General features: G+C 70.4%; 9 protein-coding genes. 7 read left to right on the forward strand and 2 right to left on the reverse strand.

What is annotated here, in order from left to right; genetic code table 11:
* Positions 1-171: 171 nt before the first annotated feature.
* From J2853_RS00270 to J2853_RS00285, 4 genes are read left to right on the forward strand one after another with little or no spacing between them, the layout of a single operon-like run.
* Positions 172-1152: an acyl-CoA dehydrogenase family protein gene (locus J2853_RS00270; protein WP_307553660.1), complete on the forward strand. Its 981-nt coding sequence runs from the start codon at positions 172-174 to the stop codon at positions 1150-1152.
* On the forward strand, positions 1149-1892 hold the full coding sequence (locus J2853_RS00275; protein ID WP_307553662.1) for a PIG-L deacetylase family protein: 744 nt from the start codon (positions 1149-1151) through the stop codon (positions 1890-1892). The genes J2853_RS00270 and J2853_RS00275 overlap by 4 nt, the downstream gene beginning before the upstream one ends.
* On the forward strand, positions 1889-2515 hold the full coding sequence (locus J2853_RS00280) for a class I SAM-dependent DNA methyltransferase (RefSeq protein WP_307553663.1): 627 nt from the start codon (positions 1889-1891) through the stop codon (positions 2513-2515). Before J2853_RS00275 ends, J2853_RS00280 begins: the two co-directional genes overlap by 4 nt.
* The gene (locus J2853_RS00285) at positions 2512-3378 is read left to right on the forward strand and encodes a glycosyltransferase family 2 protein (RefSeq protein ID WP_307553666.1); all 867 of its coding nucleotides are present in this window, start codon (positions 2512-2514) and stop codon (positions 3376-3378) included. The genes J2853_RS00280 and J2853_RS00285 overlap by 4 nt, the downstream gene beginning before the upstream one ends.
* 123 nt (positions 3379-3501) lie before the next feature.
* Here J2853_RS00285 and J2853_RS00290 read toward each other — a convergent pair whose 3' ends face one another.
* Entirely contained in the window at positions 3502-5037 is a 1536-nt protein-coding gene (locus J2853_RS00290) for a long-chain-fatty-acid--CoA ligase (protein ID WP_307553668.1), read from the reverse strand.
* 180 nt (positions 5038-5217) lie between these two features.
* Between J2853_RS00290 and J2853_RS00295 the strand changes: the two genes are divergently transcribed.
* From J2853_RS00295 to J2853_RS00305, 3 genes are all read left to right on the forward strand, one after another.
* Positions 5218-6762 (forward strand): GMC family oxidoreductase, encoded by a 1545-nt coding sequence (locus J2853_RS00295; RefSeq protein ID WP_307553670.1) that lies wholly within the window; start codon positions 5218-5220, stop codon positions 6760-6762.
* Between the two features lie 141 nt (positions 6763-6903).
* A complete protein-coding gene (locus tag J2853_RS00300) occupies positions 6904-8148 on the forward strand; it encodes a cytochrome P450 (RefSeq protein ID WP_370879161.1) in 1245 nt (414 codons plus the stop codon).
* A gap of 76 nt (positions 8149-8224) precedes the next feature.
* On the forward strand, positions 8225-9499 hold the full coding sequence (locus tag J2853_RS00305) for a cytochrome P450 (protein ID WP_307553672.1): 1275 nt from the start codon (positions 8225-8227) through the stop codon (positions 9497-9499).
* Between the two features lies 1 nt (position 9500).
* Here J2853_RS00305 and J2853_RS00310 read toward each other — a convergent pair whose 3' ends face one another.
* Positions 9501-11699: a hypothetical protein gene (locus tag J2853_RS00310; protein ID WP_307553674.1), complete on the reverse strand. Its 2199-nt coding sequence runs from the start codon at positions 11697-11699 to the stop codon at positions 9501-9503.
* Between the last annotated feature and the right edge of the window lie 292 nt (positions 11700-11991).

Below are 11991 nucleotides of genomic sequence, written 5' to 3' on the forward strand. Positions count from 1 at the left end.
CGGTATCCGGGCGTAGTTCGTCCTGAACCGTGTGCGCCCCTTTCCACGAGGTCCTCGTGGAAAGGGGCGCACACGTCTGTTACCCGATGATCCGCTCGCCCGGGGAACGATTCCTCCTTCATCACCCGCGCCGGGTGATAAGGATGCTTCCGGCGGGGTAGTGCCCAGCCTATGAACGGGGAGTGGCAGGGGAGTCCTGCCTGGTGCGGTGAGGTCTGCGGGGAGTTCGTCGCCACGGTGGAGTCAGGACGGCTGGACCTCCCGTTGCCCGGCGCGGGCCGCACCGCGCAGCGGTGGGAGGCGCTCGGCGCGCTGGCCCAGCGCGACCTGTCGCTGGCGCGACTGTGCGAGGGGCACACCGACGCCGTCGCGATCCTCGCCGAGCTCACCGGCCGCAACCCGCCGGAGGGCAGCCGGTGGGGCGTATGGGCGGCACAGCCCCCGGGCCCGTCCCTCGCGGCGATCCCGGAGGACGGCGGGTGGCGGCTGCGCGGGACCAAGCAGTACTGCTCGGGCGCGCGGGTGTGCACCCACGCCCTGGTGACCGCCGAGGCGCCGGACGGCCCTCGCCTGTTCGCCGTCGCGGTCGAAGACCTGGAACCGGTGGCCGGCAGCTGGGGGGCGACGGGAATGGCGGCCAGCGACACCCTGGACGTCTTCTTCGACGCCGTTCCCGCCCGGCCGATAGGGCCGGTGGGCGGGTATGTGGAGCGACCCGGTTTCCACCACGGCGGTGCGGGCGTCGCCGCGTGCTGGTACGGAGGGGCCAGGGGCGTGGCCGAGACCCTGCTGGCCGCCGCCGGGGAACGCGACGTCGGCCCGCACGCCCTGGCCCACCTGGGCGCGATCGACGTGGCGTTGCGGACCGCCCGGACCGCCCTGCGGGAGGCCGCGGACGAGATCGACGCCGATCCCCACGACCTCAAGGGCATGGGAAGAGTGCGGTCACTGCGTCTCAAAACACTGGTGGAGAGCGTGGCCACCGACGTCATGGGCCGGGTGGGCAGGGCGCTGGGAGCCGGACCCCTCGCCCGCGACAGGGCACACGGGCGCAGGGTCGCCGATCTGACGGTCTACCTGCGCCAGCATCACGCCGAACGGGACCTCGCCGCCCTGGGCGCGATCATCGCCGAGCAGGGGACCGTCTGGTGAACGCGGAACCGGCGGATCGGTCCGCGCTCAATCCCATCGACGCCCCGGGGACCCCGGAGGCCGAGTGGCGCGCGTGGCCGGGGCTCGGCGCCCTCCCGGCGCTCGCGTACGGCGGCTGGCACAGCGTCGTGGTGATCGCCGCCCATCCCGACGACGAGGTGCTGGGGGTGGGCGGGCTGCTGTCGCTGCTGGCGGAGGCGGGCGTACGGCTCCGCCTGATCGCCGTCACCGACGGGGAGGCCTCCCATCCGGGCATCGCCGATGTGCCGGCGCTGGCGGCGCGGCGGGTGAACGAGAGCGAGTCCGCGCTGGAGGCACTCGGCGCCCGCGCCGTCGAGATCATCCGGCTGGGAATGCCCGACACGGGGCTGGCTGCCCGCGAGGGCGAGCTCACCGAGGCGCTGAAGGAGGCGGCCGCCGGGTTCCAGGTGTGCCTGGCCCCGTGGGAGGCGGACGTGCACTCCGATCACGAAGCCGCCGGCCGGGCCGCGACCGCGGCCGGACTTCGGCCCTACTTCTACCCGATCTGGACCTGGCACTGGGCCCGGCCCGGCGACGTGAGACTGCCCTGGAGCCGGGCGCTGCGGATCCCCCTGCCGCCGCCGAACCGGGCCCGCAAGCTGGCGGCCGTCGGCTGCTTCGCCAGCCAGCTTGAGCCCCGCGGCGACGGCCTGGAGGCCGTGCTTCCCCCGGGCATCCTCGCCCACTTCACCCGCGACCAAGAGGTGCTCTTCCGATGACCGCCGAAGCGTCGACTCTCGGGCCGGAGTACTTCGAGCGGATGTACTCGGCCTCACCCGACCCCTGGGGGTTCACCTCCCGCTGGTACGAGGAACGCAAGTACGCCGTCAGCGCCGCGATGCTGCCCTCCCGCCGCTACCGCGACGCCTTCGAGGTCGGCTGCTCCATCGGGGTGTTCACCGCCATGCTCGCCCCGCGCTGCGACCGCCTGCTGGCCTGCGACCTGTCTCCCGTCGCGGTCGCGGCGGCCGCCGAGCGCACCGCCGGCCATCCGCGGACACGGGTGGAACGGCGCACCCTGCCCGGCGACTGGCCGCGGCACGAGGGTGGGTTCGACCTCATCGTGCTGTCGGAGGTGCTCTACTACTTCGGCGGCGAGGACCTGGACCGGATGCTCGACCTCGCGACCGCCGCGCTGAGCCCCGGCGGCACCCTGCTCGCGGTGCACTGGAGGCATCCCGTCGCCGAGTATCCCCGGGGCGGCGAGGAGGTACACCGCGCCCTCGCCGGCCGTACCGGGCTGACCCGTCTCGTCGATCACCGCGAACCGGACTTCCTCGCCGAGGTCTATCTTCGCGGTTCCGCGGCTCCCTCGGTGGCCGAGACCGAGGGACTCGTGTGATCCAGGCCGTCGGAGTCGTGATACCCGCCCGCGACGAGGAGGACCTGCTGCCCTCCTGCCTGGCCGCCGTGGACCTGGCCGCGCGCCTGATCACCGGTACGGCGGTTCACCTGATCGTCGTCGCCGACACGTGCAACGACCGCACCGCCGCCCTCGCCGCGCGGGCCGGGGCGACCGTCGTCGAGGGCAGCATGGCCAACGTGGGGCGCGCACGGCTGGCGGGGGCCGAGGAGCTCCTGCGCCGGACCCGCGCCCTGGATCCGGCAACCGTCTGGCTGGCCACCACCGACGCCGACACCCTCGTCCCGCCCTGCTGGCTCAGCCGCCAGCTCAAGCACGCCCGCCACGGGTGGGAGGCCGTCGTCGGCACCGTGACGGTCACCGACTGGGCCGGATACTCCCCGCGGTACCAGGCCGTCTACACCGAACGGTACGCCGCCGGTACGGAGGCCCCCGGCGCGGAGACGGCCCGGACGGAGATCGCCGGCGTGGAAGCGGCCCGGACGGAGGCCGGCGTGGAGGCCTCCTGGACGGAGGCCGCCGGCGTGGAGACGGCCCGGGTGGAGACCGGTGGCACCGCCCGGCGGCATCCGCACGTGCACGGCGCCAACCTCGGCGTCACCGCCGCCGCCTACCTGGCGGTCGGGGGGTTCAGCGCGCTGCGGACCGGTGAGGACCACGCGCTGGTCCGTGCCCTGGAATCGGCGGGGAGACGGGTCCTGCGCACCACCGACGTGGCCGTGGTGACCTCCGCGCGCCGCGACGCACGGGCGCCGGGCGGGTTCGGCCACTTTCTCACCTGGCTCGAACACGAGGTCATGCCCGGCGCGAACCGAGGGCCCTCGCGCCGCCGTACCCGGTGAGGGCGAGGACGCGCGAACCCGGCGCCGGGTTCGGACATCGGTCGAAGGATGCCCGAACCCGACGCCATGGCCCCTACGAGGGCCCTACGGGCGGGAGAGACGACGGCTCGCGCCGCCGCCCGCTCAGCGAAGCTCGCGCTTGAGGATCTTGCCGGTGGCGGTCATCGGCAGCGCGTCACGGAACTCGACGATCCGCGGGTACTTGTAGGCGGCCATGTTCTCCCTGGACCAGGCGACCAGCTCCTCCTCGGTCACGGTCGCCTCGGGGGCGCGGATGACATAGGCCTTGACCTCCTCGCCGTGCGAGTCGTGCGGGACTCCGACCACCGCGACGAGGGAGACCTCGGGATGGGTCATCAGGACCTCTTCGATCTCGCGGGGGTAGACGTTGAAGCCGCCCCGGATGATCATGTCCTTGGCGCGGTCGACGATCGAGTAGTAACCGTCCGCGTCGCGGGTGGCGATGTCGCCGGTGCGGAACCAGCCGTTGTTCATGACCTCGGCGGTGGCCTCGGGCCGGTTGTAGTAGCCCTTCATCACGTTGTGGCCGCGGATCGCGATCTCACCGGGGCCCTCGCCCTCGATCGTCTTCCAGTCGCCGTCGACGAGCTTCATCTCCACACCCCAGATCGGCGTGCCGATCGTGCCGGGCTTGGAGGGCCTGCCGTACTGGTTGAAGCTGGCCACCGGCGAGGTCTCCGACAGGCCGTAGCCCTCAAGGATGCCGATGCCGAAGGTGGCCTCGAAGTCCTTGAGCACCTCGACGGGGGAGGAGGCGCCGCCCGCTGACGCGATCTTGAGCGTGGTGGGCACCTCGTCGCCGTCGGCGTGGATCTTCGACAGCATGGCCCAGTACATGGTCGGCACACCCGCGAACAGGGTGACGTTCTCGTTGCGGATGAGCTCCAGGGCGGGGCCGGGCTCGAAGCGCGGCATGAGCACGACGGTGGCGTGACGCCGGAACCCGGCGTTCATGACGACCGTCTGGCCGAAGGAGTGGAACAGGGGCAGCACCGCGAGATAGGCGTCGCCACCCTCGGTGCGGGGGAACATCTCATCCGAGACCATGGCGTTGAGCAGCATGTTCTGGTGGCTGAGTTCGGCGCCCTTGGGCTGGCCCGTGGTGCCGCTGGTGTAGAGGATCACCGCGGTGTCGTCCGCCGAGGTCTGCACGGTCTCGAACGTGCCCGGCATGCCGTCCAGCGCCGCCCACAGCGTCTCGCCGTGCTCGGACTCCGTGGCGAACGCGGCGGCGGGCAGCACGAAGAAGTGCTCCGCGGACGGGGCGCCCTCGAAGCCGGCCCGTCCCCGTTCGCCCAGCGGGAGTTCCGGAGAGCCTTCGAAGCAGAACAGCGCCTTGGCGTCGGAGTCGTTGAGGTGGTAGGCGATCTCCCTTGACTGCAGCAGAACGTTGAGCGGCACGACCGTGGCCCCGGCCTTGAGGATCCCGTAGTAGACGAACGGGAAGTAGGGCAGGTTCGGGCAGGCCAGCGCGACCTTGTCGCCTTTGCCGATGCCCCGGGAGACGAGCAGGTTGGCGACCTGGTTCGCGACGGTGTCGACCAAGGAGTACGGCAGGCGCAGGTCACCGAAGACCAGCGCGGTGCGGTCGGGGAACTCCCGAGTGCTGTCTTCCAGCACGATCGACAGGTTGAGCATGGTGCGTCCTCCTCCGAGAAACCCTTGACCCGCTCATGTTTTCAGGCCGGGATACCTACCGGTAGGTAACAGTGGTTACAAATTGACGAGCAGGCAACGAAAGGATAAATACGTGGGAGCCCGCTTACCGGGGAGGCGAGCTGACCGTCTGTGCGAATGTGCGAAGAAGGGTCAGTGGGCATGGAGTACGACTACGTGATCGTCGGCGCGGGATCCGCTGGATGCGTGCTGGCCAACCGGCTCTCCGCGGATCCGGCGGTGACGGTCGTGCTGGTCGAGGCGGGCGGGACCGACGACAAGCTCGCGGTCCGGATGCCCGCCGGGTTCGGCAGGCTCTTCAAGACCGAGGACGACTGGAACTTCACCACCGCCAAGCAGGCCGAGCTGTCCGGCCGCGAACTCTACTGGCCGCGCGGGCGGATGCTCGGCGGCTCCTCGTCGATGAACGCCCAGATGTGGGTGCGCGGGCACAGGGCCGACTACGACGGCTGGGGAGTGCCCGGCTGGTCCTACGACGAGGTCCTGCCGTACTTCCACAGGATCGAGCGCCGCGTCGGCTCCAACCACGACGGCGTGTACGGCACGCGGGGCCCGGTCCACATCGAGGAGCTGCGCACCCCCAACCCCGCCACCGCGGCCTTCCTCCGGGCGTGCGGGGAGCTGGGGCTCACCCGGCTGGCGGAGCTGAACGGCCCCTCCAACGAGGGCTACTCCCAGACCCCGGTCACCCAGAACAGGGGCCGCCGCTGGAGTTCCGCCGACGCCTACCTCAGGCCCGCGGCGAAGCGGCCCAACCTCACCGTGCTGACCTCCTTGCACGTGCGCGAGATCCTGGTCGCCGACGGGCGCGCGACCGGTGTGAGGTACGGCGACGGCACGGTGGTGCGGGCGCGCAAGGAGGTCATCCTGTCGGCGGGGGCGATCGGTTCCCCGCACCTGCTGATGCTGTCGGGCATCGGTGCGGCGGACGAGTTACGGGCGGGCGGCGTCGAGCCGGTCCACGAGCTGCCCCAGGTCGGCAAGAACCTCCAGGACCACCTGGCCTCGGGCATCTTCCTGCACTGTCCCCAGTCGATCACGCTCGCGGGCGCGGAGTCGATCGGCAACCTGCTTCGCTTCCTGGTCGGCCGTAGAGGAATGCTCACCTCGAACGTCGGCGAGGCCGTGGCCTTCATCCGCACCTCTCCCGACGAGCCCGCCCCCGACATCGAGCTGATCTTCGCTCCCGGGCCCTTCATCAACCACGGGCTCACCCCGCCGCCGGGCCACGGCCTGACCGTCGCCTCGATCCTGCTCCAGCCGGAGAGCCGCGGGCACATCTCCCTGAACGGCCGCGAGGTCGTGATCGACCCGGGGTACCTGACGGCGGAGGCCGACGTCCGGCGGCTGGTCGCCGGGCTGAGGAAGGCCGGGGAGCTGTTCGAGACCGCCGCGCTGGAGCCGTTCGCCGGACCGCCGATGGACCCGTACTGGGGCGCGCGGACCGACGAGGAGCTCGCCCGCTGGATCCGGGAGCGCAGTGAGACCCTCTACCACCCGGTGGGCACCTGCCGGATGGGGCAGGACGCCGACTCGGTGGTGGATCCCGACCTGAAGGTCAGGGGGATCGACGCCCTCCGGGTCGTCGACGCCTCGATCATGCCGGTCATCAACCGCGGGCACACCCACGCGCCCACCCTCATGATCGCTGAAAAGGCCGCCGACCTGATCGCCGGTGACGGGTGACGTGTTGACCGCCGGTGGGCCGCCGGTGGGCCGTGCCTGATGCCGTGGCGCGCGCCGGCGGTCCCGCGAGGTCGAGGATCTCATTCCGGCTGACCGGATCGGAGATCACATGGCAGGATCAGTGACCAGAATGAGATTCCAATGGAGGCTGGTGTGACGGTTTCACTCGCGGATATCGACCTGTCGGACATCGCCTTCTGGGAACGGCCGATGGTCGAGCGCGAGGAGGCTTTCGCGCTGCTACGCGCACAGCCGGTCCCGGTGCTGTTCCCCGAGCCGCCGGTCGCCTACGCGGCTCCGGGGCCGGGCTTCTACGCGCTGGTGAGGCACGCCGACATCGTCGAGGCCAGCCGCCGACCCGACGTCTTCTCCTCGGGCCGGGGCACGACCTCCGTCCAGGACCTGGGGGCCGAGTTCGGCGAGTACTTCGGCTCGATGATCAATATGGACGACCCTCGGCACGCCCGGCTCCGCCGTATCGTCTCCCGGGCGTTCACCCCGAAAATGATCAAACAGTTCGAGGCCGACGTGCAGGTCGAGGCCACCCGGATCGTGGACGACCTCCTCGCCAAGGGGCCCGGGTGCGACTTCGTGACCGAAGTGGCCGTCAAGCTGCCCTTGAAGATCATTTGCGACATGATGGGTGTCGGCGCCGAGCACTACCAGACGGTCCTCGACGCGTCCAACATCATCCTGTCGGGCGGCGACCCCGAATTCATCGCGGACGTCAGCCGCGCGGCCGAGCTGCTCCTCGGCGCGGGACAGCGCCTGCAGGACCTCGTCGTCTCCCTGGCCGCCGAAGGCGGTGACAACCTCATCACCTCCCTGACCAGCGCCAACATCGACGGGGAGAGGCTCACCGCGCAGGAGCTCGGCTCGTTCTTCATCCTGCTGGTCGTGGCGGGCAACGAGACCACACGCAACGCCATCTCGCACGGCCTGCACCTGTTCACCCAGAACCCCGACCAGCGCGCCCTGCTGCTCGACGACCTGAAGGGCCGCCTGCCCGGCGCGGTCGAGGAGATCGTCCGCCTGGCCTCGCCCGTCGCCTGGATGCGCCGCAGCCTCACCCGGGACCACGAGATGAACGGCCACCTCTATCGCGAAGGTGACAAGGTCCTGCTCTACTACTGGGCCGCCAATCGCGACGAGGACGTCTTCTCCGACCCCTACCGCTTCGACATCCAGCGCGCAGACGGCCCGCACCTGGGCTTCGGCGGCCCGGGGCCGCATTTCTGTCTCGGCGCCCACCTGGCCCGCCGTGAGATCACCGTGATGTTCCGGGAACTGTTCACCCGGCTCCCGGAGATCCGCTCCGTCGGCGAGCCCGACCGCCTGCGGTCAAGCTTCATCAACGGCATTAAGCATCTCACCTGCGAGTTCTGAAGCTTTGACCGCTTAAAGCATGACTTGTACGGCTATCCATTGACGTAAATGGTTGCTTTCGCAAATGATTGGCGCCATGACCGTGACGCCAGCCGAGCGAAAGCCGATCATCTCCGCCGACGATTTCGACCTGTCGGACCATGACTTCTGGGCCAGGCCCATACCCGAGAGGGAGCACGCCTTCCAGCTCCTCCGGGATCTTGAACACCCCGCCTTCTACGAGGAGGTGGAGCTCTCCTTCGCGCCGAGGGGGCCCGGATACTACGCGCTGGTCAAGCATGCGGACATCCTGGAGGCCAGTCGCAATCCCGAGGTGTTCTGCTCGGGGGAGGGCGGAGCCACCAACATCCCGGACATGCCGCCGGAGTTCACCGAGTACTTCGGCTCGATGATCAATATGGACGATCCCCGGCACGCCCGGCTCCGCCGTATCGTCTCCCGGGCGTTCACCCCGAAAATGATCAAACAGTTCGAGGCCGATGTCGACACGGCCGCCGCCCGCATCGTGGACGATCTCCTCGCCAAGGGGCCCGGATGCGACTTCGTGACCGAGGTGGCCGCCAAACTGCCCTTGAAGATCATCTGCGACATGATGGGGATCCCGGAGAAGGACTACGGCACGGTCTTCGAACGGTCCAACATGATCCTCGGCGGGTTCGACCCCGAGTACGGCGGCGAGGACATGTCCACCGTCGCGGAGAAGCTGCTGACCGCCGGGATGGAGCTGCAGCAGCTCGTCCAGGACCTCGCCGCGCAGCGGGCCGAGCACCCCACGAGCGATCTCATCTCATCGCTGGTCAACGCCAACATCGACGGGGAGAGGCTCACCGCGCAGGAGCTCGGTTCGTTCTTCATCCTGCTGGTCGTGGCGGGCAACGAGACCACACGCAACGCCATCTCGCACGGCCTGCACCTGTTCACCCAGAACCCCGACCAGCGCGCCCTCCTGCTTGAGGACCTCGACGGCCGTCTCCCCGGCGCGGTCGAGGAGATCGTCCGCCTGGCCTCGCCGGTGAACTACATGCGCCGCAAGGTCACTCGCGACCACGAGATGAACGGCCAGCTCTACCGCAAGGGCCAGAAGGTCGTCCTGTACTACTGGGCCGCCAACCGGGACGAGAGCGTCTTCCCCGACGCGCTCCGCTTCGACATCACCCGCAGCCCCAACCCGCACGTCGGCTACGGCGGACCGGGGCCGCACTTCTGCCTCGGCGCCCACCTGGCCCGCCGTGAGATCACCGTGATGTTCCGGGAACTGCTACGCCGCGTCCCGCAGATCGAGGGTGGCAGCCCGGAACGGCTCTACTCCAACTTCATCAACGGGATCAAGCACATGAACTGCGAGTTCTGAGTCACGAAGTCGTCGCCTTGATCGACTTGAAGACGGTGTTGATGTCGGGCAGCAACTCCTTCTTGCTGTCCGGCACCGACATGTAGACGATCGCGGGCAGGTCGGCACCGGTGCTCACGGCGGCCACGACCATGGTGGTCTTGGCCTCACCGGAAGTGATCTCGTAGGCGGCGAGCTGGCCCGGCAGGCCGTCGACGGTCAAGGTCTGCTGGGCGGTCTTGCGGGCGGTGTTGCCCTCGGGGAAGAACTTGTTGCGGCCGGCGGACGCCACCGCGTTGATCACGGGGGCGAGGTTCTCCGGCGAGGTGTACTTGCTCTTCAGCCGGGGCGAGAGCGGGCCCGACATCACCTGGGCGAACTGCGTCTTGCCCGTGGAGTCCGGTCCCGCCGGGAGATACTGGCGGGTGGCGAATCCGAAGACCGTGGGCACGGTCGAACGCTGATCCTGGCGCCAGGGAGCGCCGAGCTTGGTCAGGGTGATCCCCGCCCCCTGGTCGGTGAGGGTGCCGGCGACCGGCGAGGCCTCACCGGGGAAGCGCGGCAGACGGCCCAGCGGCTTGGGCTTGGAGGGGGCCTTGCCGGTGGCCGCGGGCTTGGCCGTGGTGGTGGCGGGCTCCTCCTCGGCCGAGGCCAGCGGTCCGGCCACGAACGCCCAGATCAGCGCGATGATCAGCGCGACGGCCACGGAGCCGGCGAGCGCGAAGACCCAGACCGGCTTGCCCTGCCCGTCGAGATCCTCGTCGTCCATGGCCTGGTAGTTGTCGCCGAAGACCGTGTTCCACAGCTCCTGCTGACGCTCGGGCGGCGGGGTCTTCGGGCCGCTGATCTGGCCCGCGGTGACGAACGGCTTGCTCGGGTCGGACGGATCCCTGCTCAGGTGGTGGCCCGGCTGACCCTGCTGCACGGGCGGGGCCGGCGGGATCTGCGAGGTCTGCTGGAGCTGGGGGCCGTTGCCGGGATGCTGACCGTCGGGGCCCCGAGGCGGGAAGACGGGGACATCCGGTGCGGCCGAGGTGGCCGCCGCGGTCGCGGCGGCCAGAGCCCACATGGCGGGGTTGTCCGCCACGCCGAAGCTACGACGCGGCGCGGGGCCGGCACCGTTGGCGGCGTTGCCGCCACCTCTGCCGTTGCCGTCGCCGAAAGGAGCACCGTTGCCGGAGGGAGCACCACCGAGCGCGGCGACGGGGACATCGGCCGGAGGGGTCGCCCGGGGAGGGGAGAAGAGCGGGTTCTGCGTCGCGGCGGGACCCGCGCTCCACGCCGTGTTCTCCGCCGGAGGCGGGGGAGTGGGCGGCCACACGCTGTTCTCCGCCCCGTGAGGCGGCGGCCAGGAGCCGAGGTTCTCCCGCGGGGGCCCGGAGGCCTGCCAGGAGTCGGCCGGCGGTGAACCGGGAACCTGCGGGCGGCCCTGGTCGCCCGCCTGGGGACCGGAGGCGCCGCCCCCCTGCGGCGCGGTGGCCTGCTGCCATCCGTCGCCCGGGGAAGGGGCGCCGGGAGAGGTCTGCTGCCAGCCGTCGCCGGGGGAGGTCTGCCATCCGCCGCCGTTTCCCTGCGGGCCGGAGGTCTGCTGCCAGCCGTCGTTTCCTCTCGGCGAGCCGCCCTGGTTCGCCGGAGGGGTGAAAGCCTGCTGCCAGCTACTGCTGCCCAAAGAGGGGTTGCTGGGAGAGCTCTGCTGCCACGGAGCCTCGGCCGGAAAACCGGTGGCCCGCTGCCGGTCGTCGTTTCCTCCCTGTGGCGCGGCGGCCTGCTGCCAGCCGTCACCACCCTGTGGCGCGGCGGCCTGCCAGCCATCGCCTCCCTGCGGCGCGGCGGCCTGTTGCCGGCCGTCGCCTCCCTGCGGGCCGGGAGCCGGTGGACGGCCCTGGTTGCCTGCCTGGGGACCGGAGGCCTGCTGCCAGCCGTTGCCCGGGGAGGGGTTGCTGGGAGAGGTCTGCTGCCACGAACTCTCGGCCGGGGGACCGGAGGGCTGCTGCCGGTCGTCGTTTCCTCCCTGTGACGCGGCGGCCTGCTGCCAGCCGTTGCCGGGAGAGGTGATGCCGGGGGAGGTCTGCCACGAACCGTCGGCTCGATGCTCGTCCTGGGGAAGAGGAAGTCGGGGGCTGCTGGTGCCAAGGGGGTCCTGCGCCCAGGTGGGCGGCGGCTCTTCTGCCTCCGGCCATGCCCGAGGCAGGGGGGATTGGCTGGACTGCTCCGAGGCCATGCTTTCCTTACCTCCCGCGCGGGTGCCCGAATTAGGGGTATTGGGCATGGTCTCACGTAGGACAGGGGGATTCGCAGGGAAACTGGAGAACGCTCCCCTGAACTGGAGTCCGGTGGGGTCGGTTGGTGGATCCTGCAGGGGCAGGCCGACCTCCGAAGGATCCGGGCCCTGCCCCGGCTCGACTGAATGTGCCACGGTAAAGAGAGTAAGCGGGGGGACGTACGAGGTCACAACAGGTGTATCGCCATCCGGTCTCGTCTTGCCCGGATGTGCGAGCGTCCCCATTGTGCCG

Source organism: Streptosporangium lutulentum, assembly GCF_030811455.1.
GTDB classification, from domain to species: domain Bacteria; phylum Actinomycetota; class Actinomycetes; order Streptosporangiales; family Streptosporangiaceae; genus Streptosporangium; species Streptosporangium lutulentum.

What these genes read in the sequence shown, in the direction of transcription:
- J2853_RS00270 (WP_307553660.1), top strand. Translation starts at nt 172, where the DNA reads ATGAACGGGGAGTGGCAGGGGAGTCCTGCCTGGTGCGGTGAGGTCTGC.
- J2853_RS00280 (WP_307553663.1), top strand. Translation starts at nt 1,889, where the DNA reads ATGACCGCCGAAGCGTCGACTCTCGGGCCGGAGTACTTCGAGCGGATG.
- J2853_RS00290 (WP_307553668.1), bottom strand. Translation starts at nt 5,037, where the DNA reads ATGCTCAACCTGTCGATCGTGCTGGAAGACAGCACTCGGGAGTTCCCC.
- J2853_RS00295 (WP_307553670.1), top strand. Translation starts at nt 5,218, where the DNA reads ATGGAGTACGACTACGTGATCGTCGGCGCGGGATCCGCTGGATGCGTG.
- J2853_RS00300 (WP_370879161.1), top strand. Translation starts at nt 6,904, where the DNA reads ATGGAGGCTGGTGTGACGGTTTCACTCGCGGATATCGACCTGTCGGAC.
- J2853_RS00305 (WP_307553672.1), top strand. Translation starts at nt 8,225, where the DNA reads ATGACCGTGACGCCAGCCGAGCGAAAGCCGATCATCTCCGCCGACGAT.
- J2853_RS00310 (WP_307553674.1), bottom strand. Translation starts at nt 11,699, where the DNA reads ATGGCCTCGGAGCAGTCCAGCCAATCCCCCCTGCCTCGGGCATGGCCG.